A 23,197-nucleotide genomic window follows, 5' to 3' on the forward strand; every position below is an offset into this window, starting at 1 on the left:
CGTTTTTACCGTTGGGTGAAGAGTGACACGAGTATAAAAACGCCCTGCCCGTGCGAAATGGCCATGGCCCCGTAAGCTTGATTAGTTTATGAAAAAATCTTAGGCTATCCCCTAAAATATAATGGATAATCAAAGGTTAAAAATGAAAAACATAACCCCGAAATATACCGTTGTCGACTTATCGCGCTGGGCAAGGAAAGAACATTTCGACGCATTCCAGAGCTTCGCGCAGTGTACATTTAGCCAAACTGTGCAAATCGATATTACCGCGCTGCTAAAACATATTAAGGAGGTCGGCTGGAAATTTTACCCCACGATGATTTTCCTTCTTGCAAAAATAGTGAACAGGCATGCGGAATTTCGTATGGCCATCAAGAACAACGAGCTTGTCGTATGGAATGACAGCCATCCAGCTTATACGATTTTCCATGATGAAACGGAGACCTTTTCGTCATTATGGAGTCACTACGACGGTAATATTCACCACTTCCAGAACGTTTTTTCAGAAGACGTGGCGCGCTATCGCAATAACCTTTCCTATCTGCCTAAAGAAGAGTCGCGGGAAAATATATTTTTTGTATCGGCTAATCCCTGGGTTAGTTTTACCGGTTTTAATATCAATGTTGCCCATATGCAGAACTTTTTTGCCCCCATGTTTACCCTTGGTAAATACTACACACAGGGTGACAAAGTCTTGTTACCCCTCGCCGTCCAGGTACATCATGCCGTCTGCGATGGTTTCCATGTGGCAAGATTGATCAACGAATTACAAGAGATGAGTGATGACATGTCGCACTATTCAGAGTCACGCAATAGCTGATGCGCCCGACATTTTTTGTATGGCGCTGGCAATTAAGGAGAGCAGATGGGTAAATCTCCAAAACCAGGAACAGTGGAAAAATGAAAGAAAATAAACGCCTTCCCTGTTTATGCTGCGGTAAGAGAACGCTCGAAGAGAGAGGGAGTTATGAAATTTGCGCCGTCTGCGGATGGGAAGATGATCCCGTGCAGTTCGCAGATCCTGATTTTGCAGGTGGGGCTAATTCGTTAAGTTTACATGCGTGCAGACTGGCGTGGGCGGCTGTTCAACGTAATAAGCCAACATAGTCTGAATAGCCATTTCCGCTTCGGGTTCGAAGCGGAGATATTGCATGATACACAGACCTGTTTTTACACTGCCCGTTGCAGAATTTCACCGGGCAGACCGTCAAAATCTCTGAATTCACGCGTGATAAAATTCTTGTTCGTCAGGATCTTTTTTGATGCCAGGTTCGCAGGATCGATAATCGCAATGAGTGTAGATATTTCAGGGTTTCTGCAGGCCTGCTCGACCAGTATTGTGGCAACTTTGCTCGCAATACCAAGCCCCCAATATTCCGGTAGCAGCATATAGCCCAGTTCGGCGGTCTTCGGTTGGTCAGCCACAGATGCCAGTTTGGCGAGGCCGATAAAATTACCCTGCTTATCATCCATGATTCGGTAATAGCCCAAATCTGAATGGCGGGCATTCTCGTCGAGTATGAGTTTAAAATCACGAGAGGCCTCATCACAGGGAACGGCACGTTCTGTGATCATCGCCATAACATCGATATTACTGACAAGTTTTAAATAATCCACAAAATGTATTTCAGAAAACTTTTTCAATAACAAATCCATTTATTACCTCATAAAACCATTAGCAGCCAAAATAAATATCGCATTACTTTATCTGCATGGAGAGCAGTATTGGCATTGTATCAATATGAATGCACTTTTAAAATTGATGGGGTCAAAACCCGTTTTTTACATATGCTCTTTTCTGGCATGAAACAGCTATCCCTGGCAGGCGAAATGAGTATGTCCATTTTTGTTCTACCGCCCCTTCGCTTAAGGTGAGCTCAAATCCGTCACCCGCAGCACGGTTCTTACCGAAAGCTCCCTGATGTCGCTCAGGTAACGAATGTTTAAGCGAATTTTTTCAGTCAAACCGTTGAACCAACTTTTTCTAACCTCCGACGCCCTGCTCCCTGTTTATTCATCGGTATATCAGGACCCGCACTAAGTAGACAGGCCTGTATGGGGGTGGGAGGTCTGTTAAGAGCGAGGAGCGGAAGTTCGCATAGTGTAAACAGGCGTCCGATATTCTGAAGTGGGCAGATTACATAACCCACTTCCCCGTTTCGTCAATGACCTTCTCGCCATCCTCTTTGGTAAACGCTCCTTTCTGACCTTCCGTTAGAATATCCAGCACTATTTCTGAGGGCAGCAAAGACGAGTGCCAAGCGGTGTAACGACTAATGCAGGTCTGCGGAGGTACAGAGTCCTTCAATGCAGTAAACCAGTGACCAGCCCACCTTTGCGCGCACTTGCTCCCCGCCTCGCCTACGCACATTATTACCCCATTTTTGTGCTCTTTCTGAAAGGCAGCAAAGCTGCTCCATATACGACGCGGCACATCTTTTAGTTACCTTGAGAAATTGTGCAATTTTCGCAAAATCATGCACTAAATCACAATTTAATCCTTATGAACTTGATAGATACAACAATCGCTCGTCATTCCACTTTTTTTTGATTTTTCCACCATGTAACATTGCTATCATTTTCAGCCAATTATTAAGAATTCCAATGACAAACTATGATTTTAGAGCACTCAACAATGAAGAGTTTGAAAGACTAGCTACAGACCTCTTAAGCAAGAAAGAAAATCTGCTTATTGAGCGTTTTAAATCAGGAAAAGATGGTGGAATTGATGGTCGTTTTTATCACTCTGGCGAAGTAATAATCCAAGTTAAACACTATGTTAAAACTGGTTATAGTGGATTATTAAGTAAACTTAAAAGCGAAGAAGTGGCAAAAGTTGAAAAATTAAAACCTAATCGATACATTTTCATCACAAGCGTTGGTTTATCCCCCGCTAATAAAAAAGAAATCTTCGATTTATTTAATCCTTACATTCTAAGCAATAATGATATCATTGGTCCTGAGCATCTCAATGATCTTTTAACACTTTACCCCGAAATAGAACGAAACCATTACAAACTTTGGCTTTCCAGTACAAATTTTTTAATGAGCCTGCTAAATAATGCTGCAATTCAAAATAGTAACTTCCTGATTGAAGATGCCAGGAAAGAATCATACAAATTCATCGAAACCAAGCAATTACAAAAAGCTTTAGAGATTTTAGATGAAAACAAAGTTGTAATAATCACTGGTTTACCTGGCGTTGGTAAAACCATTCTTGCAAAACAAGTGATGCTTATGCATTGCAATCGCGACTATGAAATTTACCACATTGAAGGATCTATTTCGGAAATAGAATCTATATATTTTAAAGAGAGAAAGCAATTTTTCTATTTTGATGATTTTCTTGGTGCTACTCTTTTGGAAATTTTCACTAGAAACTCTGATTCTAAAATTGTTCAGTTTATTAAAAAAATCATTACCGACAAAAACAAAAAGATGATTTTGACGTCAAGAACCAACATATTAAACAGAGCTAAAAATCTAAGTGATCTATTTTATATAGAAAAAATTGAAAAAAAAGAACTTGAGATAAATGTATCAGATCTTACTGATATAGAAAAGGCTGATATACTTTACAATCATGTTTGGCATAGTTCATTACCACAGGAGTACATTGATACTTTTTATGATAATCGTAATTATTGGAAAATAATACATCATCCAAATTTTAACCCACGGCTTATATCGTTAATTACAGATAGCGATAGAGTATCAGGAATCGATAGTACGAATTTTTGGTCATATATCGAAAATTCATTAGACAATCCAGAAATGATCTGGTCGCACTGTTTCAATAATCAAACACGTGAAGAAGTCCTTGATCTAGTTTGCTTGGTTGTTTTTAATGCTAATAACATTGAAGAACGGGATTGTAAAAATGCATTAAAGCGCGTTTTCAATATCAAATATAAAAATAACTTTCACTCCAAAGTAAATAAAATAGATGAATACATAAAAGAGTCACTAAAATCGACACTTAATAGAAGTCTGACGCAGCTAAATAAAAATGTAATGATAAGACTGACACCATTCAACCCATCAGTGTCTGACTATATCATCAATCGCTATGCTACTGATGAAACCTCTCTTGCACTTTACTTTTCAGCCCTTCAGACAAATCAATCAATTAACACTTTATTCTCTTTGCACAGCAATAGGAAAATCAATGCAGATGTATTTATTTCAGTGCTTGAATCAGTACTCAATGCTGTTGATCTTAAATGCTTAAATGATTACTCAATTCATCTTCTTCATTCGATCATACATTCCAATTTAATCTCCACCAATAAAAATAGAATGGTCTATCCGAGCTTATTTTTAAACATTAAAGAAGAATATCTCACTTACGATTACGAAGTTGGGGAGTGTATGTTGTGGGCTGTAAAAAATGCTCCAAGTCTATTTTCAGATCAATTCATTTCTGACTTTATAAATTATGCCATGAGGTCTAGTTGGAAATATAATCTCAACCATGACGATTACCTCCCCTTAGCACACTTAATCAATCTTCGACCAGCAATAAAAGGAGAGGAAGTTACTCATGAACTAATGGAACATATCAAAGAATATTGGCATGAAAATTATGACGAACATTTATCTGGAACAGGAAAAATTCAATCATTGGATTATGAGGAAAGATCTAGAGCAGATGACATTGCATATGACATGCTACATGGTTTAATTAATGAATACGATTTGCCCTTTGAAGACAACGAAATAGAATATATGTATAGTAAAGTCGATGCGTCTGCACACCTCTATGACTCTTACGATTATGATGAGGATGAAAGAGATCGCTTCCATAGCCACAGAGATGAAAGAGAACATAGCGAAAGCTATATAAACGATTTATTTCAAAAACATTAGCTAATTTCATAACCCACTATTTTAGCTACACATGAAAAATATTATTGCATAAATGCGCAAACCACCGGAGGCCAACCCGGTGGTTTGTTGTTGATACATCAGAATGCAAAGCTTAATAGTTCAAAATTGATTTTCAAAAGATTTCATTGTGACGCAGCATCATCAAATCCCTTTTCCAAAAGTCCCATTGGGATCACACAAAAATCCGCAACAGCCCCAACGATTTCGGTGTCTCTTTCATAAGTCCTGCCGCAACTCTGCCCTGCTGTAACTCAGCTTTTGGCCCTTATATTCCCAATCTCAGAGCATTGTTAGAATCGGACCGTTCCTTTCAAATTGCACATGCGCTTCCGGTTTAACTTTTCTGGCCTCCATCGTAAGTTGTCCTTTAATTGCCGCATCCACCTGACCTGCCCCTACCGCTTAGTAGTTCTCCACGTTATCAACTTCCGCTTCTGGCACAGAGCGGACAAACCGACTGAACAAAAGGCCCGCTATGAGCGAACATCTCGCGTTATATGCAGGCCTGTTTTTACACTGCCCGTTGCCGAATTTCACCGGGCAGACCGTCAAAGCCTCTGAACTCACGTGTAATAAAACTCTTCTCGTCAGGATCTTTTTTTGATGCCAGATTTGCAGGATCGATAATCGCAATGAGGCCAGATATTTCAGGGGTTCTGCAGGCTGCTCAACCAGTATTGTGGCAACCTTACTCGCAATACCAAGCCACCACTATTCCGGCAGCAGCATAGAGCCCAAACAGACTCACGTTGCGGTCGTCGCGGGATCCGCAAGCATTGCATCGGCGATATCCAGCATTACCCGCAGGCGATCCATATGCCGGAGGTCACAGTGATACCCCATCCATATATCTATGGACGGCGGCGGCTCCGGCATATGAATCGACTGTAATCCGGGTATGGGGTGTGGATGGTGACTGTCCGTGTTGCCCCGGCATTTTCAGGAATGATTGCCGGAGTGACCAGCTCGACATTACAAATCAGCACTACGCTGAGCGTCGCCGTCATCGGCGGCATTTTTTACAGCATGCTGGACACCGATAAAAGCGGAGCCAATATCACGCATGCCTTTATCGTAGCGCTTCTGGCGATGGCGGTATGTCTGGCGGCAGGCGCAGGATTAAGTATCCGGCTTATCCGGCGCGCCTCTGGTCTCCCCTCCGACCCGGCCAGCCGCATCCCGCAGCGATCTTAGTGCGATTCGCCTGAATGATGACGTAACCCGCTGGCAAGCAGCGTAAACACCTTAATAACGTCTGGCAGTCTCTTTTGTGGAGCGTCGCTCGCGGCTATCAACAGTGCAGCATTGAGCGCCGCTCCGTTCAACAGATGCGCAGCGGCCGTTGCATCCATCTCTTTGACGACCTTGCGTTCAATCATGCTTGTCAGGGTTTGTCGGGTCGATTCAAGGCAGCTATTCTGGCTGGGCCATTGAGCGGGATCGCCCAGGAAAGCCGGGCCGTCAAGCAGGACAATGCGCCTCACTTCGGGGTCCAGCGCCATCTGAATGTAGGCAATACCTTCGGCCAGCAATTTCTCCCAGTCATCGCTGGCTGTTGCGGCAGCGGCTTTTGCGCGCTGAGCCATTTCGCTATCTATCTGAGTGACGACCGCGGCAAGTAACCCCTTTTTATCACCAAAGGTGTGATAAAGCGCGCCGCGTGTCAGACCCACACTTGCGGTTAATTCATCCATTGATGCATTAGCAAAGCCTTTTTCTGCAAAGGCCTTACGCGCGGCTGAAATCATTTTTGCGCGATTTTCTTCCATCGCCTCGATTCGGCGGTTAACAGCCATACCCTCTCCTTTTTGACATACATCGCGTATCTCACTTGACATACGTGATGTATGTGATAATTATTACACATACATCACGTATGTTAAATCATTCCGTCCTGTATTGCTTCATCTGCGCTATCTATTTGAAAGAGGAAACCCTGTGATTCAACGTGAACCTGTTTTTCCTGCTCATCGCCATGCTCTCTATAATGAACACGGTTATTCCGCCGCGATCCGTTCTGGCGACTTGCTGTTTGTTTCTGGTCAGGTCGGAAGCCGGCCAGATGGCACGCCGGAACCCGATTTTGCCGCTCAGGTGCGACTTGCCTTCGATAACCTGAAAGCGGTTCTTGATGCTGCTGGATGTACCTTTGATGATTTGATTGATGTCACGACCTTTCATACCGATCCCGAGAATCAATTTCCCGCCATTATGCAGGTTAAGCAGTCTGTTTTTCCGCATCCACCTTATCCAAACTGGACTGCTGTTGGCGTCAACTGGCTTGCAGGATTCGATTTTGAAATTAAGGTGATTGCCCGCATTCCTGCGCATCAGTCATAACCAGAGGAAACAGGGCGACGACCGCTTCTGACGCCGGGAAACCATATGCGGGAGCAGGTGCGTTACATTGGACTTTCCCGCAGATTATTCCTTGCTATCTCACGGCGATATGAAGCGGATATTATCGTCCGTCAATACTACCCCGACCGCATGTACGCACCTCTTTCGGGGGGTGCCTTCGAAGCATAATGATTGTTTATTGCGTAGAGCGTACATTTCGGTGCTCCGCTGCTTTGTTGGCTTGAGCAGATCGTAAGGGCTGTTGCGGCCGCTTCGTCGCTGGCCCAATAGGCCGCCCCCCAGTTCCCCTGCGTATCGGTCGCGGGTGGGTTTTCTGCGCCAGTTTCGATAACCGCAAAACCACCCGCCGACATACCGACCAGCATCGCGTTATCGAAGGATGCCCATGAATCCCGACGCACAGCGCCAGGCGCCGCAACCATATTTTGGACGTCCTGTTTTCCGGCCCGCAGATGAAAAGGTTTCATGCACGAATACCCTGTATATTCTGCCGTGCCACTGGACTGACATATCCGTGCCGCAGCACAACCACAGCAGCATATTCGTGGTATGCAAATGTGATGGTTGCGAAGGCGTATCGGTTTGGGTTCAGCGTCCAGCGACCAAACTTGGCTGTCCCTGTCGTTCCATTCGTGATTAACACGACCGCTAAAGACTTATTACTGACTGGCCGAGTGACAAACGTATCAAGTACCGCAGGCCGACCATTGCTTAATGTGACTTATAGCGTCAGAAGTTCCCTGATAATCCCGTCAATTTACTGATGTTCAGCGGTGTCCATTAAAGATTCCGTGCGCCCAGGAAAACTGATGGTGGACACCACTAATGACAAAAGAGAGATGCAGGGTGAGTGATAATACGGCTTAACATCGAAAGATATCCGTATTTGACCTGAGATATACTGCTTTGCAATTATGTACTGGCAGGTAGAAACGCTAATTCCGATAGCGCCTTTGTATTTATGACTTATATTTCTTCATCCATCAGGTGATGGATGAAGGATATTAAGATAAGCGAATATTTACGGTGAATATAAATAGATATAAAAACAGCCGTAAGTGAGGTTTAGGCACACATTCGTACTACAACTCAATAAAAGGCACCGCGTTACCCTTGATTGAGGATAGCGTTGCCTTGCCCTCTTCAACTCACGATATTCATTCCCTCACAATGCCCTGTCTGATGAACAAGCAGCTTATGAGGAATGAGGAATCTTCCTGTTCATTACTTCTCAAAAGGACTCGCGAACTAACCAGGGACTATCAACCAGTACCCTTTCGTTGCTCTCATCACCGTTAATGATGTGCAATGTACTCAGCCGACCAATTTCATAGTGCGGTAACTGTACCGTTGATAAAGGAGGCAAAAACAGGTTGCCAATCCCTACAAGGTTATCGTAGCCAATAACGCCGATATCTTGTGGGATACGTATCCCTCTCGCCAAAAGGGTCTGATACACCATAAATGCAATACGGTCGTTACCGCAAATAACCGAATCAAACTGCGGTTTCCCCTCATGAATATGCGCTAACAGAATGTCAGGAATATCACGATAATGTTCATCGCCAAATTGCATATAACAATGATCCAGCGTGTCAGGATCAATTCCTGCCTCGCGACAGGCTCGCTCCAGCCCTTTTCTGCGACGGGAAGTTGCCAGGTGATTGGCGGGCAGATGCAAACAAATTGGCCGACGGTACCCTGCATCCAGCAACGCTTGTACTGCAGTATATTGCCCCTGTTCATCGTCAGGGATATAACAGGCAACAGGCTCCCCTTGATTCTGACAGTTTGCCAGCACACAGGGATGCGTAAGTAATTTGGGCGGGACGCGCACTTCGCGCAGCCCCATGGTAGTGAAAATGATACCCCCGGGTCGGTGCGCGAGGAGAAGATCGACAATATCGTCAGGATTGTCATCAGAGAACATATTCACCACGAAGCTGTTCCAGCCGTGTGCGCGGGCAGTCTCCTCAATTGACAGTGTAATTTCTACCGAAAAGGGTGTGGTTACCGTATCCAGTGCGAGGACGCCAATCGTTTTATTTTTCGTTCCGACACTACGGATCTGTTTTGCTGACAGATCGGGTACGTAGTTCAGATGCAGAATCGCCTCCTGTACCCGCGCAAGCGTCTCAGGCTTTACGCGTTCAGGGTTATTCAGTGCCCGAGAAACGGTCATTAACGATACATTAGCCATTTTGGCCACATCTTTTAAAGACGCCATAACCTTCCGTTTAGCATAAACACGCCTCAATCCTCGTTGCGTAAGCGAAGCTTCACAATAAAGATTATCCATAAAAATGAACTCATTATTCTAAGCATTGAGCCTGGGATTTTGGGAATTTGGAACAAAAATTTGACACAGATCTCAAAACACCAATGTTAACGTTAACTTTTGTGATTAACATCGTATATCGACCCAAAAAGCGGTGTGGGTAACGCATGTTAACGTTACCATCAACACATATAATCCGCTATGAGATTTCTCAGATGAAAAAACGGTCTTCTCGCAACTATTTGCTGCTCAGCGCCCTGTTGTTCTTTTTCTTCGTCACCTGGTCGTCATCCAGCTCGCTTCTTTCAATATGGCTTCATCAGGAAGTGGGATTAAAAGCCTCTGAAACAGGTATTATTTTTTCCGTCTTATCGGTCTCAGCCCTGGTCGCTCAGGTGTTCTACGGTTTTATTCAGGACCGTCTTGGCCTGCGCAAAAACCTGCTGTGGTTTATTACGGCCCTACTGATCCTCTCCGCCCCCGCTTATCTCTGTTTTAGCTATTTGCTCAAGCTTAATATCTTACTGGGCAGCATTTTTGGTGGTCTGTTTATTGGCATGACATTTAACGGCGGTATCGGCGTGCTGGAGTCATATACCGAGCGTGTTGCACGTCAAAGCCATTTTGAATTTGGACGGGCTCGCATGTGGGGCTCTCTGGGTTGGGCCGTCGCAACATTTTTTGCCGGGCTGCTGTTTAATATTAACCCTGACCTTAACTTTATAGTGGCGTCATGTTCTGGCATGGTCTTCTTCTGTCTGCTGGCCCGGTTAAAAGTTGCCGCTCCGGCGAGCATGGAGAAACTGGAAATTGGGGCTAAAAAAGTCTCCCTCGATGATGCCTTACGCCTTCTTATGTTACCTCGTTTCTGGGCACTTATTTTCTTCGTGGTCGGAACCTGTATTTACGGCGTTTACGATCAGCAATTCCCGGTCTATTTTTCTTCGCAATTTCCTACCCTGAAGGAAGGAAATGCCATGTTTGGTTATTTAAATTCATTTCAGGTTTTTCTGGAAGCGGCAGGGATGTTCTGTGCACCGTGGCTGGTTAATCGGATTGGCGCCAAAAATGGGCTTATTTTCGCTGGGATGGTGATGGCGCTTCGTATGATCGCCTCAGGCCTGGTTGAAGGACCGCTGCTCATTTCAATTACAAAACTGCTGCATGCCGTTGAGTTGCCGATATTGTTGGTTGCAATATTTAAATATAACAGCCTGAATTTCGATAAGCGTTTATCTTCCACCATTTATCTGGTGGGATTTGCCTGCACGAGCTCCGTTATTGGCACCGTGTTATCACCACTGGCGGGCTTCAGCTACGAAAAATTTGGCTTTGCCCAGTCTTATCTGATCATGGGCATTATGGTGTTCTGCACCACATTTATTTCCATCTTCCTTTTGCGTCCAAATAAGCCCTCAACTGAGCAATCCTTTTTACAGCCAGGCGCTGTGTAATTTATCGGGAGAAATGACAATGACATCCTTATTAAAAAAGGCCGAAGAGACGCTTGAAAAAGCACATGCTGGAATTAACCCCCGCTGGTATCCACGCTATCACCTCGCCGCACGGGCTGGCTGGATGAACGATCCTAACGGGCTGGTATGGTTTGACGGTTGGTACCATGCATTCTATCAACATCATCCCTATTCAACAAAATGGGGACCGATGCACTGGGGGCATGCCCGCAGTAAAGATTTAATTCACTGGGAACATCTGCCTGTTGCCCTTGCTCCGGAAGGTCCGGCAGATAAAGACGGCTGTTTTTCCGGCTCCGCTGTAGTGGTTGGCGATACGCTGGCATTGATTTACACCGGACATAAATTCCACGGCCCGTCTGATACGGATGACAACCTCTATCAGGTGCAATGTCTGGCAACCAGTGGTGACGGTATCCATTTCGAACGTCACGGAATGGTCATTGATACACCTCCAGGACTGCATCATTTCCGTGATCCGAAGGTATGGCGTGAAGGGGAATTCTGGTACATGGTTGTGGGCTCACGCGTGGGAGATACCGGCCAGGTACGCCTTTACCGTTCAGCCGATCTTCATAAATGGTATGACGAGGGCATTTTTGCCGAGGCTGAACAAGGTATGGGCTATATGTGGGAATGCCCTGATTTCTTTACCCTGAACGGCAGGCGTGTGCTGATGTTCTCTCCCCAGGGCATGGCGGCTAAAGGTTATCAAAATCGTAACCTTTTCCAGAGTGGATATTTGCTCGGTGAATGGCAGCCAGGTCAGCCGTTTATACATGACGGACAGTTCATTGAGATAGACAGCGGTCACGATTTTTATGCCCCGCAAAGTTTCCTTAGTCCCGACGGACGTCGAATCGTCATAGGGTGGCTGGATATGTGGGAATCACCAATGCCGGAGCAGCAGGATGGCTGGGCGGGTATGCTCTCCCTGCCGCGCGAATTAACCTTAGGTGATAATAATCGCCTGATTATGAAGCCCGTCGAAGAAGTGTCAGCAATGCGAGGGAGTTATTTTCCTGTCCCAGTCCATTGCCTGAATAATCAACAGGTATTTGTCGCTGCAGATGCCGAAGCAGTAGAATTAATCCTGCAATGGAGCTGTAACGAGTCTGCCGCAGAACAGTATGGTGTTACGCTGGGAGATGGATTACGCGCTTACGTTGATAACCAAGCTCAGCGTCTGGTGTTAGAGCGCAATTATCCTGATTTCTCGCTGACTGGAACGCGTAGCATTCCCCTGCCCGAGGGCAATATACTTTCACTGCGAATGTTTATTGACCGTTCGTCCGTCGAACTTTTTGTCAATGAAGGCGAAGCCTGTTTAAGCAGCCGAATTTATTCGCAGCCAGAGCAACGCGATATATTATTATTTGCAAATAGCGGAACCGCTGTGTTGAAAGAGGCAGGATACTGGTCACTGGATAAATAATTACGCTCGATCTCATATTACTTTTCATATTGTGTATTTTTTGTGCCAGTCTCTGGCTGGCATTATATTGTCTGAAATAACGAGATAGAAAAATGGATGAGAAATTAGCACAACATAAAGCCCTAATTAAAAGCAGGACAAAACCATCTTCAAAGGAAAAAGCACTGGCGCTATTTTTATCCTTTGTTTCTTTTCCAGCCTTCGCCGAAAACAATGCAGAGATATCGGATACTTATACCGGGAACTATCAAAGCTATTTTCACGATGAGGATGACAGCCTTCAACGCAGACATTCAACAACAAAAACCGATGCTCAACATTCAGCAACGCACATCTCTTCCTCCCCAGTAAAGGAAGGAACAGCAACGGTACAGCCGTCTCCATCAGTACCTGCGGCACTTCCTTCTGAGGCCAGCAGCACGACATTAACAGAAAATCAGACTGTTGCAGCAAACAATTCTGACGATGTAAGTCTATTACGCTTGAGGCAGGAAGCCCCGCCGGTTCACTGGAATAATATCGGACGCAATATGGAAGCTGGCGGTCTGCATGGAAACATCGGCAGCCAGATAGAAATTGATGATGTCCGCTGGAATAATAAAAATAAAAACAGCGGTAAATTCAAGCTTGCAACCATTCAGGCTTTTTTGAGACATGATGAATTACCGAACTGGTACTTTGGCTTCTGGAATGCCAGGGAAGACAGCTATAAAGGACAATTCAGTAATCAGGACTACAAAGGAACGAACACTATTAATGAGCTTTTTGTCGGCCATATTTTCGAGACCTGGCGCGGGAATATCGGCACAGAAGTGATGGTTGGTTCCGAGACGGCAACGAAGCGCTGGAAAAACAGATTCAAAGTCTGGCAGGACTTGCGCTTATCGAATAAATGGAGTATCGCCGGATATTCTTATGGTGAATATCAACCTCAGGGTAACCAACCCGGCAATGGCGACCTTGAGCAGTATATTTTTGAGACTGAACCTGCAATCCAGTACCGAGTGAATCCGGATCTCGGTTTATATTTACGCCCGTACTATTACTATAATCGGCAGGTGCGTGAAAGCTGGGGTGATATTGTTGAGCAGGAGTGGAAAGTGACTGCCGGATTCTGGCGAAACTGGTATCCATTGTTAACGTCAATGTATATAGGCTTCGGACAGGACAAAATTGAGAACGCCAGTAATGCCAAAGAACTCTTTTACGATGGCCGCTACAAATTTATTGGCGGCACTATCAGCTATCCCGTCTTTGGTGAAGTTCGCCTTTATGGTGAATTCAAAGCGTCATTCACGAAAGAAACAGGACTCTGGACATACACAGGTCACTCCTGGAATCCTTTCACTGTCGTTGGTGTGACTTATAACTTTTGATACTCAGGGTATAACATGAGAACTTTTATTACGGCGACGTTCGTCGCTCTGCTGGCGCTTTCTGTCGGAAATACCCCCGCGTATTCACAGATGTCTAAAGAAACATTACAGAACAAAAGCGTCAATCAGGTTAATGACTTTTTTCCGCGCATTGAAGGGTCATTTATTGGCGATCCGATGCCTGTCTATAACGAAGGTGTATTTAATATTTTTTATCTCAATGATGTGCGCGGCGGCAGCGATTTAGGCGTACATGCGATTCACCTGCTCTCCAGCGCCAACTTATATAATTATCAGAACCATTCAGAGGTTATTCCTTACGTTAATGATGTCAATGATCCAGAGCTGCTTTTAGGGACTGGCTCCATTATCAAAGTTGGCGATACCTGGCACGCATGGTATACCGCACATAATGAAAACGTATTTCCGGTTGAGTCAATCATGCATGCCACCAGTAAAGATCGTTTTCACTGGGTCAAACATCCACAGGATACCATCCTGCCGGGCGCTAACTATCGGGGCAATGACTTCCGCGATCCGCATGTTGTCTGGGTTGATGAAAAGAAAGAATACTGGATGCTGATCACGACCCGCAGCAAGGGTCGCGGCATTATCGCGCGTTATAGCTCAACGGATTTAAAAACCTGGAGAGATCGTGGTGTATTTTTTGACAACGACACCATCACCAGTAATTCAAACCTTGAATGCCCGACACTTGTCTTCTTTAACGGGCGTTGGTATCTGAGCTTTAGTGATCAGTGGCCACTACGACTAACACAATACCGGGTTGCGGACAATCCAGAAGGTCCATGGCATAAGATGGATAATTATGTTGTGGATGGCTCAGGCTTTTATGCAGGTAAATTGGCAATTAAGGACGGACGTTTATTTGTGTTTGGATGGATCCCGACAAAGGCAGGAAACAGCGATAGTGGCAATATCGACTGGGCAGGAAACCTCGTCGTCCATGAATTGACCGCAGGTATAAAAGGCCAGCTCAACAGCATAATTCCACAAGAGCTTCAGAAGGCGATAAAAGATAACCGTGGGCCGGTTCAGATGATAAAACCGATTAAAACGCTCAAGACGTCAACACAATTTGGTCCCTTACAATCATCTATTTATCCGTCTTTACCCAGGCGTGGAGAGTTGTCCGCAACGGTGGATATTCCCTCTTCGGGAATGGCCATGAGCTTTGGGCTGACAGATGACCGCGTGAGTGACGCGACGCTGAATGTTGTGTTCAACAGAAGTAAAGGTAAAGTCTATTTCTTTAATTCTCCTTTGGCATCGATTAACCAGAGTAACGCTGAATCCTGGGTTGATATTCCGCTCGGTGAAAAAATTAATTTACGCGTGCTTATACAGAACTCAATTGCTGTTTTTTATATTAACGACAAAGCGGCATTTAGCACCCGGATGTATGCCATGCCGGACAAACCATGGAGCATCAGTGTGCCTCAACACGATAGTCTCCACGCACAATTGCAATTTAAAGAAATGATCTAAAGGGATATTATTATGAAATATCATCATGCCCTGACTGTTATTTTTTCACTTATGCTCCCGACGCTGGCAAATGCAAGCATGAGCATCATGAAGGATTTATCGGGCAAGGTCATTGCCGTTGATCCGTGGTCCTATCTTGATGAAGACGTCATGTGGACATCAACACGCTCCTCTAATCCTGCAGGCGGACGCGTTCATGGTCAGCTTAAAATGAAATATGCAATCGAAGATAATAACTGGCGAAACAGCCATTTCCACAGCGGGAATGATTCTCTCACTTTCGTTCAGGGAGTTATGCGTAATGACGCTTTACCCGGTTGGTATCTGGCATTTTCGGAAGGCAGAACCACAAATTATAATGGAACATGGGAAAACCAGACCTATCTCAGCCAGAACCAGTGGACACAACTCATTGTCGGCCATGAATATTTCTACAAACGTCTGCGCTATGGCTGGGACGTTATGGGAGGAAGTGCCTCAATTGAAGATCGCTGGCAGGCACGCGTCAAATTCTTTACCGATCTGCGTGTAACAGACAATTTTTCGGTCTTCAATTATCTTTACCAACAGATTGATCATCGTCGTAGCGGAGGTTCACAAAATGACCGTGACGTCCGTTCATTTCAGGCCGAGCCCGGGGTTCAATATATTATCAACAACACTACCGGTGTTTGGTTACGTCAGAAATTTGCCTCCTCTGTGTTAGACAGAGCGCAGTGGGGTGATATCGATGATAAAACCTGGACGACCTCAATGGGTATTTGGCACAACTGGGGGAAATTATCAACGACATTCAGCGGGGGATATGGACATTATAAGAAAAATAATGCCCAGCGCGAAGATGGTGAAGTCTTCCAGAATACCAGAAACCGCTTCCTAAAAGTATCGGCTAATTACCCGCTGACATCTCGATTTACACTCTCCGGAGAGATAACAGGTTCATTAATTAATCAGAGTGGGAGTTGGGTAACTAACGGTGATGCCATCACCACCGATTATAAAATCATGTTGGATTACAATTTTTAAAGTCATTTTTATATAACTCCAGCGAAACAAAGAAAGCACATATATCGCCGTGCCGGTATATGTGCTTCCTTACCCCCGGTAATTCCAGGGTATAAATAACTAATTATGTTTGAGGTAGTGTCATGAACATTTGGACTATTGGCGATGCGGTAGTTGATCTCTTACCGCTAACAGATATGCAGTATCAGGCCTGTGCCGGAGGTGCCCCTTTCAATGTGGCGGTTGGAACTGCTCGCCTGAATTGTCAGAGTGGATTTATCGGCCGGGTCGGTGACGACGATTTCGGTCTTTTTTTAAAGGAAACCCTCTGCTCATCGGGAGTTTCTGTCCAGAGTATGCAGATGGATCCTCATCACAGAACCAGTACCGTACTGGTTTCCCTTAATAATCACGGTGAACGTGGATTTACGTTTCTTACCAATCCTTCGGCAGATCAGTTTTTAACACCTGACGCTCTCCCCGATTTAAGTACAGGAATATTGCATTTCTGCTCTCTGGCGCTCGTCGCTAAAACCTGTCGCAACACGTTAGTTACGGCTATCGAAAAAGTAAAACAGAGTAACGGTTTGCTGAGTTTTGATGTGAATTTACGTGAGCAAATGTGGAGCGATCGGCAGGAGATGCATGACACTGTGCACCATTTCGCCCTACAGGCTGACATACTTAAATTATCTGAGGAAGAATGGTACTGGCTGGCAGAGACGCACGATTTTAACCAAGCGCTGGATTTCCTTAAATACCTACCAGCACGGCTGAAGGTTGTAACCTATGGCGCGCAAGGCGCAATGATTCTGCAGAACGACATGATCATTCATTTTAATGGCTACACCGTAAACAGCGTTGATACAACGGGAGCGGGTGATGCGTTCCTGGCGGGTTTACTTGCTTATATCGCTCAAGCTGGAATGCCGCAGGACATTGAGCAAATCAAAGACGCCATGACGCAGGCCAGCGCCTGCGGCGCACTGGCAACAACCCGGAAAGGCGCGCTGACAGCCCTACCGGATAGTAAGACGCTGAATGAATTTATCAGACAATATCCTCTGCCGGACTATGAAATAAAAGCGTAGCCTCAACGATAGCCAGCAACACCCGGCCTGAAGCGTTCCGGTGCAAGCCACCGGGACTCGTTTTGCTTTCCTCCTCCCTATTTTGAAACGACATATTAAGTGTAACCTCCGCTTATGGCGCGGCGCGATCGGCCGCGGGAGGCATGACGGCAGCGATAAGAAAAAGCAGAAATGCGTACATGTTTGCATAAGTGATTAAAAACTAATGACGCCGACGCCCCTTAACAACGGATAACAGCTCAATTTATCAGTAGAACTGACATGAAAATCGCCAGACGCCGTCTGGTGATTTGTGAAAATAGCCAATGCCGTTGTCCGCCCACATCCAGTTAACTTTTTCTTCAGATCCCACCTGAAAGACGAAATCCTCAAGCCCGACGCCATGTTGTATTTCCGCAGGGTATCCGCCAACTTTGGTTCCCCCGTAGCGGCTAAAGTCCTCAAAGAAACTGTCACTGGCTGGTTCATCATCGTTTACGGCAGAAAGATCAAGAATATCCCAGGCATCCTCCCAGCCCGGCGCATCATCATTCACACTTAACCATCGCACAGGAAACGCGCGATACGGCGTGGCCAGTTCAGGTAATAACTCAAGCCCCTCAAGCGTGGCATATTCACGAATTAGCCAGCCTTCACCATGGGGTTGGTCAAAAGGATGGCTTTCCATATTATGAAAGAGAACCAGAAGAGCGACATTCTCGAGTTGTTCAGGAATAACAGGAAGCTCATCGATACGAATCTGAAGAAGCGGAAACATCGGTTTCCCTCTCCAGACAGGCAGCCCTTCGCCTGCAAGCGATACTCCTTTTAAAAACCAGGAGGTAAGAGGATCTGCACTGGGGCGAAAACCGCCTACCTGAGCCACCGATGCGGGGCGCAATTTGGACCTGAGCTCTTCTAAAACTAACGCACTTTCGGATTTCATCTTCGATACCTTGCGTATGAGGACATTCTCTTAATATCGGGGATTCAGACCTGCTCATTATATATAAAAATGATTCCCAGAAAGGTCCGGACCAGGAAGACCTCAGTAAGCCTTTCTCAAAACAGATGACTTTTCACCCGCCCCCTGTTAGCTTCATTTGATGATAAAAATCTGTTCAGTGTCTTCTTATGCGTTAATTATTATCACCTGCACCTGTCAGGTGGGATAACGCTCGTCATTTTCCCGCCGGTAAGGCGGGCCTTACCGGTAATCATCCAGTGAGGCAAAGCATGAATACGGATACACCTGTCAAAGCAGTAAAACCAACTCTTCACCTTTTATGTGGAAAAATCGCTTCGGGTAAGTCCACGTTAACTGCAAGATTGGGGGCATCGCCCGGCACGATCATTATCAGTGAGGACACATGGTTGGCTGCGCTCTATAAAGATGAAATACAGTCCGTCGCGGCGTATGTGCAGTGCGCAGCAAAGCTCAAAAATGCCATGAAGCCACACCTGATATCCTTACTGAACGCTGGTGTATCGGTCGTTCTGGATTTTCCGGCAAATACACGGGCGAATCGTGAATGGATGATGAGTATTATTACGGCGTCGGGTGCTAATAATTGCCTGCATTATCTCAACGTCTCTGACGATATATGCAAAGCCCGTTTACGCGCCCGTAACGCCGAAGGCGCGCACGATTTTGCAGCAACAGATGAAGAGTTTGAAATGATAACGCGTTATTTCACCGCGCCGACTGCAGATGAAGGGTTCGCTATTATTGAATACAGCTAAAATAGTGAGCCTGAGCCGTCAGCAGACGGCTTTTTAATGCCCGTATTTATTCAAAGCATTTTCTCTATGTTATCTAACCAGTCGGGAAGATGTTCTTTGTACCAGTTAAGAGGCTTTGTTGAATAAATCAGATTTCGGGTAAGTCTCCCCCGTAGCGGGTTGTGTTTTCAGGCAATACGCACGCTTTCAGGCATACCTGCTTTCGTCATTTTGTTCAGCGCTCGTACCAGGGCCATAGCCTCCGCAACCTGACCATCGTAGTCACGCAGCGTCAGTGACCCCCCGAACAGCTGTTTTACCCGGTACATTGCCGTTTCCGCTATCGAGCGACGGTTGTAATCTGTTGTCCATTTCCACCGCGCATTACTCCCGGTCATTCGCTGATTAGCCACTGCACGGTTACGGTCTGCATATTCACCGGGCCAGTAACCCGCACCTTTTCGGGGAGGGATAAGCGCGCTGATTTTCTTACGCCGCAGTTCATCGTGACAGAGCCGGGTGTCGTAAGCGCCGTCTGCCGATGCTGCCCTGATTTTTCTGTGAGTCTGCCGGATAAGACCCGGGAAGGCTTCTGAGTCCGTCACATTGTTCAGCGACAGGTCTGCACAGATGATTTCATGTGTGTTGCTGTCAACGGCTAGATGCAACTTTCGCCATATACGACGGCGTTCTTTGCCGTGTTTTTTGACTTTCCATTCGCCTTCACCAAAGACCTTCAGCCCGGTGGAATCAATCACCAGATGCGCGATTTCACCCCGGGTGAACGTTTTGAAACTGACATTAACCGACTTTGCGCGCTTGCTGACACTGGTGTAATCCGGGCAGCGCAACGGAACATTCATCAGTGTAAAAATGGAATCAATAAAACCCTGTGCAGCCCGCAGGGTCAACCTGAACACGCGTTTAATGACCAGCACAGTCGTGATGGCAAGGTCAGAATAGCGCTGAGGTCTGCCTCGTGAAGAAGGTGTTGCTGACTCATACCAGGCCTGAATAGCTTCATCATCCAGCCAGAAAGTTATGGAGCCACGGTTGATGAGGGCTTTATTGTAGGTGGGCCAGTTGGTGATTTTGAACTTTTGCTTTGCCACGGAACGGTCTGCGTTGTCGGGAAGATGCGTGATCTGATCCTTCAACTCAGCAAAAGTTCGATTTATTCAACAAAGCCCAGTTAAGATACAAAGGAAAGGTTGATTTTTTCCGCTCATAAAGCAGCGTAATCACTTCGGTGACGATCCATGCTTTAGCAATAGCCATTTCCCTCGCCAGCGCTGTGGAGTTACGCTGACCCGATAACTGGCAATAGCGTTCGGCAAGATCAGTAAATGCGTGTTTCGTTCCCATTCCTTTTATAAGGGGAGCCAGATCGATGGCCGGACTTCCTCTTCCAAACCTTTCCCAGTCGAAAAGCACAACATCACCGTTCGCTCTTCTTCCCCAATTACCGGCATTGCTATCGCCAGAAATCAGACTCTGATAACCAAACAAAACATCACTACACTGCCGGAAGTGCCGAAGCTGTCTCGCACTTTTGTCGGGTAATGCCAGGAGCAGAAGAGCGTGCTCAAGCGCGGAGTCTGACCATGCATGGTTGTGGTAAAGCCATTGCGAACTGCCGGCGTATCGATGTAAGTTTCCCAGCGTAGCGAGTATTTCATCTCCACAGACCTCATCCTGGTCAACCTCACAGGGGATATATTCCAGTCTTAGCCTGCGTAAGTCAGGATCGGCAGATAACAGTTTTGGTACCGCAACGCCTGCGTGGGTGAGCGCATTGGCAGCCTGTTGATAAAAATGGTACTCCACCTCACCAACAGGACATTTCTCGATGAACTGATAACCCGCTTCATCCACAAGAAGCGCCACTCTGGCTACCCCCATCCGGGATAGATTTTCAACTGACATAGCTTACTCCCTCAGTGGGTATTTTTCTGGTACTCCGGTGTTTAAAGCGATGCCGCTTATACGCGAATAAAATCGACAAAGGCCCGCAACGCAGTCGGCAGATTCCGCCGACCGGAGTAGTAGAGGAAAAATCGCCCCGGCGTCGCGCTGAAGCTATTCAGTACAGACACCAACCGACCCGCGGCTACCTCTTCTCTCACCATCGCCTCGTAAACGTAAGCAATGCCTGCACCGTCGCGTGCAGCCTGAATCATTAACATATCGTCGTCGAACACCAATGGGCCAGCAACAGCAACGGTCAGCGATTTTCCTGAGACCAGAAATTCCCAGTGATAGTGGCGGCCACTTGGGAAACGGCGGCAAATGCAGGCGTGGTCCAGCAGTTCGTCCGGCGTTTTCGGCGCGTCATGCAATTTCAGGTAAGACGGCGACGCAACACAAACGAAGCGCTGCGGCGGACCGACAGGAACAGCCACCATATCTCCGGCCAGGCTTTCGCCAAAACGGATACCCGCGTCAAAGCCACTGTCCACGATATCAGCCAGGCCGTCGTCAGTCACAACGTCAACTTTTACGCACGGATACTTCGCCACAAATCCCGCCAGTATCGGGGCCAACACCAGCCAGGCCGCCGGACGCGGTACGTTCAGACGCAGCGTCCCTGCGGGTACCGCCTGTAACGCCGTCACGTCGGCGAGCGCATCGGCGACATCACGCAAAGCGGGAGCGAGCCGGGCCAACAGGCGATGGCCTGCCTCGGTGGGTGTAACGCTGCGGGTGGTGCGGTGGAGCAGACGCACGCCCAGTCGCTCTTCAAGTCCACGCATGGCGTGGCTCAGGGCCGAGGCAGAGACACCTCGCTCAGCGGCCGCTTTACGGAAGCTGCGATGCCGTGCCACGGCTTCAAAGGCGTCAAGTTCATGCAGATCGATTGTCATATTGATGAGAATTATTCAGTAGTTCATCAAACATATCATGGCTTATCGCCTGCTATCTACCGTGACACACTGGCGCCGTCTACTTGATTGAGGAGTTAAACCATGCAGCACAGAAAACTGGGGAATGCCGATTTCACTATCTCACCTATCGGGCTGGGAACCTGGGCCATCGCGGGGGCGGGCTGGGAATTTGGCTGGGGAGCGCAGGATGACGAAGAAAGCCTGTCCGCGCTGGAATGCGCCGTGGAACGCGGCGTGAACTGGATCGACACCGCCGCCGTTTACGGTCTGGGTCATGCCGAGGAAATTGTCGGAAGACTGCTGCGCCGGGTGCCGGCTTCGCGCCGCCCGTTAGTCTTCACCAAAGGCAGCCTGGTCTGGGATCCGATAAGTCGGCAGATTTCGCACTCCCTGGCGCCGGATTCGTTGCTTCGGGAGATTGACGAAAGCCTGCGCCGCCTTCGGACAGAAACTATCGATCTGTATCAGATCCACTGGCCTGCCTTCCCGGCAGACGGCCCGGATGACGGCATTGAGGAGGCGCTCTCGGTGCTGGCCAGGGCTCGTCAGCAAGGAAAAATCCGCGCCATCGGTGTCTCCAATTTTGACGTCACACAACTCAAGCGCGCCCAGGCCGTTACGGAGATTGCCTCACTCCAGCCGCCTTATTCAGCACTCATGCGCGAGATCGAATCCGACATCCTGCCCTTCTGTGAGGAAACGGGTGTCGGCGTCATCGCCTATTCCACCCTGCAATCAGGTCTGCTGAGCGGCGCGATGACGCGTGAACGCATCGCCCGCCTCCCCGATGACGACTGGCGCAAAACCCGCAGTCCGGACTTTCGGGAGCCACGGCTGACCCAAAACCTTGCGTTGGTGGAGACCTTCCGTCGGATAGGCGATCGCCACGGGCTGACACCCGCTGCGGTGGCGATTGCCTGGGTGTTGAGACAGCCTGCTATATCCGGTGCGATTGTCGGCGCGCGCCGCCCGGCACAGGTCGACGGTCTGCTGGGTGCTGCCGGGTTCAGACTGAGCGAGGACGAACTGGCCGAAATCGCGCCGTTTCTGCCCGAAGGCATGGGCACCAACGTGCCAGAAGAAACGGCGTCCTGAATAGCCTCCCTTTATCCTTAATAGAAAAGGTTGCCACTGTCTCACTCAGCGCTTTGGGCTGTTCATCCGGCACAAAGCGCGCTGTTTTACCGGATA

The 23,197-nt window shown here is 47.1% G+C and carries 20 protein-coding genes and 3 pseudogenes; 13 read left to right on the forward strand and 10 right to left on the reverse strand.

What is annotated here, in order from left to right:
* Positions 1-142: 142 nt before the first annotated feature.
* Both catA and ACS0RQ_RS15810 read left to right on the forward strand, forming a co-directional pair.
* Complete coding sequence (catA, locus tag ACS0RQ_RS15805) at positions 143-820, forward strand: type A chloramphenicol O-acetyltransferase (protein ID WP_271849423.1); 678 nt, start codon at positions 143-145, stop codon at positions 818-820.
* 80 nt (positions 821-900) lie between these two features.
* Positions 901-1,107 carry a CPCC family cysteine-rich protein gene (locus ACS0RQ_RS15810; RefSeq protein ID WP_271849422.1) on the forward strand — a complete coding sequence of 69 codons (207 nt, stop codon included), beginning with the start codon at positions 901-903 and terminating at the stop codon, positions 1,105-1,107.
* Positions 1,108-1,170: 63 nt separating this feature from the next.
* Here ACS0RQ_RS15810 and ACS0RQ_RS15815 read toward each other — a convergent pair whose 3' ends face one another.
* Together ACS0RQ_RS15815 and ACS0RQ_RS15820 are read right to left on the reverse strand one after the other, a co-directional pair.
* Positions 1,171-1,656 carry a GNAT family N-acetyltransferase gene (locus tag ACS0RQ_RS15815; RefSeq protein ID WP_271849421.1) on the reverse strand — a complete coding sequence of 162 codons (486 nt, stop codon included), beginning with the start codon at positions 1,654-1,656 and terminating at the stop codon, positions 1,171-1,173.
* A 481-nt stretch (positions 1,657-2,137) separates the two neighbouring features.
* A pseudogene (locus tag ACS0RQ_RS15820) lies at positions 2,138-2,277 on the reverse strand (arsenate reductase); the annotation flags it as partial.
* Positions 2,278-2,604: 327 nt separating this feature from the next.
* Here ACS0RQ_RS15820 and ACS0RQ_RS15825 point away from each other — a divergent pair.
* Positions 2,605-4,869, forward strand: coding sequence for an nSTAND3 domain-containing NTPase (locus ACS0RQ_RS15825; RefSeq protein ID WP_271849420.1), 2,265 nt, complete (start codon positions 2,605-2,607; stop codon positions 4,867-4,869).
* A gap of 765 nt (positions 4,870-5,634) precedes the next feature.
* Here the strand turns inward: ACS0RQ_RS15825 and ACS0RQ_RS15830 are convergent.
* Positions 5,635-5,790: pseudogene (locus ACS0RQ_RS15830) on the reverse strand (LysR family transcriptional regulator); the annotation flags it as partial.
* A 3-nt stretch (positions 5,791-5,793) separates the two neighbouring features.
* Here ACS0RQ_RS15830 and ACS0RQ_RS15835 point away from each other — a divergent pair.
* Positions 5,794-6,084, forward strand: a pseudogene (locus tag ACS0RQ_RS15835) (MFS transporter); the annotation flags it as partial.
* Here the strand turns inward: ACS0RQ_RS15835 and ACS0RQ_RS15840 are convergent.
* Entirely contained in the window at positions 6,081-6,686 is a 606-nt protein-coding gene (locus ACS0RQ_RS15840) for a TetR/AcrR family transcriptional regulator (protein ID WP_271849419.1), read from the reverse strand. The pseudogene ACS0RQ_RS15835 and the gene ACS0RQ_RS15840 overlap by 4 nt on opposite strands.
* Positions 6,687-6,828: 142 nt before the next feature.
* Between ACS0RQ_RS15840 and ACS0RQ_RS15845 the strand changes: the two genes are divergently transcribed.
* A complete protein-coding gene (locus ACS0RQ_RS15845) occupies positions 6,829-7,230 on the forward strand; it encodes a RidA family protein (RefSeq protein ID WP_079496650.1) in 402 nt (133 codons plus the stop codon).
* A 137-nt stretch (positions 7,231-7,367) separates the two neighbouring features.
* On the opposite strand, the gene ACS0RQ_RS15850 is transcribed toward ACS0RQ_RS15845, so the two are convergent.
* Positions 7,368-7,718: a hypothetical protein gene (locus ACS0RQ_RS15850; protein WP_271849418.1), complete on the reverse strand. Its 351-nt coding sequence runs from the start codon at positions 7,716-7,718 to the stop codon at positions 7,368-7,370.
* A gap of 764 nt (positions 7,719-8,482) precedes the next feature.
* The gene (locus ACS0RQ_RS15855) at positions 8,483-9,478 is read right to left on the reverse strand and encodes a LacI family DNA-binding transcriptional regulator (protein WP_132438812.1); all 996 of its coding nucleotides are present in this window, start codon (positions 9,476-9,478) and stop codon (positions 8,483-8,485) included.
* 266 nt (positions 9,479-9,744) lie between these two features.
* Here ACS0RQ_RS15855 and ACS0RQ_RS15860 point away from each other — a divergent pair, with 266 nt between their 5' ends.
* The 6 genes from ACS0RQ_RS15860 (at position 9,745) to ACS0RQ_RS15885 (ending at position 17,420) form a co-directional block, all read left to right on the forward strand.
* Positions 9,745-10,983, forward strand: coding sequence for an MFS transporter (locus tag ACS0RQ_RS15860; protein WP_132438982.1), 1,239 nt, complete (start codon positions 9,745-9,747; stop codon positions 10,981-10,983).
* A gap of 19 nt (positions 10,984-11,002) precedes the next feature.
* On the forward strand, positions 11,003-12,439 hold the full coding sequence (locus ACS0RQ_RS15865) for a glycoside hydrolase family 32 protein (protein ID WP_271849417.1): 1,437 nt from the start codon (positions 11,003-11,005) through the stop codon (positions 12,437-12,439).
* A gap of 92 nt (positions 12,440-12,531) precedes the next feature.
* Positions 12,532-13,815 (forward strand): OmpG porin family protein, encoded by a 1,284-nt coding sequence (locus ACS0RQ_RS15870; RefSeq protein ID WP_271849416.1) that lies wholly within the window; start codon positions 12,532-12,534, stop codon positions 13,813-13,815.
* Positions 13,816-13,830: 15 nt separating this feature from the next.
* Positions 13,831-15,324: a glycoside hydrolase family 32 protein gene (locus tag ACS0RQ_RS15875; RefSeq protein ID WP_271849415.1), complete on the forward strand. Its 1,494-nt coding sequence runs from the start codon at positions 13,831-13,833 to the stop codon at positions 15,322-15,324.
* A 12-nt stretch (positions 15,325-15,336) separates the two neighbouring features.
* Positions 15,337-16,350 (forward strand): OmpG porin family protein, encoded by a 1,014-nt coding sequence (locus ACS0RQ_RS15880; protein WP_271849414.1) that lies wholly within the window; start codon positions 15,337-15,339, stop codon positions 16,348-16,350.
* Between the two features lie 122 nt (positions 16,351-16,472).
* A complete protein-coding gene (locus tag ACS0RQ_RS15885) occupies positions 16,473-17,420 on the forward strand; it encodes a PfkB family carbohydrate kinase (RefSeq protein ID WP_132438817.1) in 948 nt (315 codons plus the stop codon).
* Between the two features lie 247 nt (positions 17,421-17,667).
* Here ACS0RQ_RS15885 and ACS0RQ_RS15890 read toward each other — a convergent pair whose 3' ends face one another.
* Complete coding sequence (locus ACS0RQ_RS15890; protein WP_169039521.1) at positions 17,668-18,345, reverse strand: DUF1963 domain-containing protein; 678 nt, start codon at positions 18,343-18,345, stop codon at positions 17,668-17,670.
* Positions 18,346-18,635: 290 nt separating this feature from the next.
* On the opposite strand from ACS0RQ_RS15890, the gene ACS0RQ_RS15895 reads away from it, so the two are divergent.
* Positions 18,636-19,142 carry a P-loop nucleotide/nucleoside kinase family protein gene (locus ACS0RQ_RS15895; protein ID WP_110294833.1) on the forward strand — a complete coding sequence of 169 codons (507 nt, stop codon included), beginning with the start codon at positions 18,636-18,638 and terminating at the stop codon, positions 19,140-19,142.
* A gap of 167 nt (positions 19,143-19,309) precedes the next feature.
* Here ACS0RQ_RS15895 and ACS0RQ_RS15900 read toward each other — a convergent pair whose 3' ends face one another.
* The 3 genes from ACS0RQ_RS15900 to ACS0RQ_RS15910 are packed head-to-tail and all read right to left on the reverse strand — an operon-like array spanning position 19,310 to position 21,985.
* The gene (locus ACS0RQ_RS15900; RefSeq protein ID WP_023279773.1) at positions 19,310-20,278 is read right to left on the reverse strand and encodes an IS5 family transposase; all 969 of its coding nucleotides are present in this window, start codon (positions 20,276-20,278) and stop codon (positions 19,310-19,312) included.
* 1 nt (position 20,279) lies between these two features.
* Complete coding sequence (locus ACS0RQ_RS15905) at positions 20,280-21,047, reverse strand: phosphotransferase (protein WP_334634391.1); 768 nt, start codon at positions 21,045-21,047, stop codon at positions 20,280-20,282.
* A 56-nt stretch (positions 21,048-21,103) separates the two neighbouring features.
* Positions 21,104-21,985, reverse strand: a complete 882-nt coding sequence (locus ACS0RQ_RS15910; protein ID WP_271849412.1) for a LysR family transcriptional regulator — start codon at positions 21,983-21,985, stop codon at positions 21,104-21,106.
* Positions 21,986-22,087: 102 nt separating this feature from the next.
* Here ACS0RQ_RS15910 and ACS0RQ_RS15915 point away from each other — a divergent pair, with 102 nt between their 5' ends.
* Entirely contained in the window at positions 22,088-23,101 is a 1,014-nt protein-coding gene (locus tag ACS0RQ_RS15915) for an aldo/keto reductase (protein ID WP_271849411.1), read from the forward strand.
* The last annotated feature ends 96 nt before the right edge of the window (positions 23,102-23,197 follow it).

It is taken from the genome of Phytobacter diazotrophicus (assembly GCF_052061655.1).
Taxonomy (GTDB): Bacteria; Pseudomonadota; Gammaproteobacteria; order Enterobacterales; family Enterobacteriaceae; genus Phytobacter; species Phytobacter diazotrophicus.

Coding starts and splice junctions, on each gene's coding strand:
- ACS0RQ_RS15810 (WP_271849422.1), top strand. CDS start 901: ATGAAAGAAAATAAACGCCTTCCCTGTTTATGCTGCGGTAAGAGAACG.
- ACS0RQ_RS15825 (WP_271849420.1), top strand. CDS start 2,605: ATGACAAACTATGATTTTAGAGCACTCAACAATGAAGAGTTTGAAAGA.
- ACS0RQ_RS15870 (WP_271849416.1), top strand. CDS start 12,532: ATGGATGAGAAATTAGCACAACATAAAGCCCTAATTAAAAGCAGGACA.
- ACS0RQ_RS15890 (WP_169039521.1), bottom strand. CDS start 18,345: ATGAAATCCGAAAGTGCGTTAGTTTTAGAAGAGCTCAGGTCCAAATTG.
- ACS0RQ_RS15865 (WP_271849417.1), top strand. CDS start 11,003: ATGACATCCTTATTAAAAAAGGCCGAAGAGACGCTTGAAAAAGCACAT.
- catA (WP_271849423.1), top strand. CDS start 143: ATGAAAAACATAACCCCGAAATATACCGTTGTCGACTTATCGCGCTGG.
- ACS0RQ_RS15905 (WP_334634391.1), bottom strand. CDS start 21,047: ATGTCAGTTGAAAATCTATCCCGGATGGGGGTAGCCAGAGTGGCGCTT.
- ACS0RQ_RS15840 (WP_271849419.1), bottom strand. CDS start 6,686: ATGGCTGTTAACCGCCGAATCGAGGCGATGGAAGAAAATCGCGCAAAA.
- ACS0RQ_RS15915 (WP_271849411.1), top strand. CDS start 22,088: ATGCAGCACAGAAAACTGGGGAATGCCGATTTCACTATCTCACCTATC.
- ACS0RQ_RS15895 (WP_110294833.1), top strand. CDS start 18,636: ATGAATACGGATACACCTGTCAAAGCAGTAAAACCAACTCTTCACCTT.
- ACS0RQ_RS15885 (WP_132438817.1), top strand. CDS start 16,473: ATGAACATTTGGACTATTGGCGATGCGGTAGTTGATCTCTTACCGCTA.
- ACS0RQ_RS15860 (WP_132438982.1), top strand. CDS start 9,745: ATGAAAAAACGGTCTTCTCGCAACTATTTGCTGCTCAGCGCCCTGTTG.
- ACS0RQ_RS15875 (WP_271849415.1), top strand. CDS start 13,831: ATGAGAACTTTTATTACGGCGACGTTCGTCGCTCTGCTGGCGCTTTCT.
- ACS0RQ_RS15815 (WP_271849421.1), bottom strand. CDS start 1,656: ATGGATTTGTTATTGAAAAAGTTTTCTGAAATACATTTTGTGGATTAT.
- ACS0RQ_RS15850 (WP_271849418.1), bottom strand. CDS start 7,718: ATGAAACCTTTTCATCTGCGGGCCGGAAAACAGGACGTCCAAAATATG.
- ACS0RQ_RS15910 (WP_271849412.1), bottom strand. CDS start 21,985: ATGACAATCGATCTGCATGAACTTGACGCCTTTGAAGCCGTGGCACGG.
- ACS0RQ_RS15855 (WP_132438812.1), bottom strand. CDS start 9,478: ATGGCGTCTTTAAAAGATGTGGCCAAAATGGCTAATGTATCGTTAATG.
- ACS0RQ_RS15880 (WP_271849414.1), top strand. CDS start 15,337: ATGAAATATCATCATGCCCTGACTGTTATTTTTTCACTTATGCTCCCG.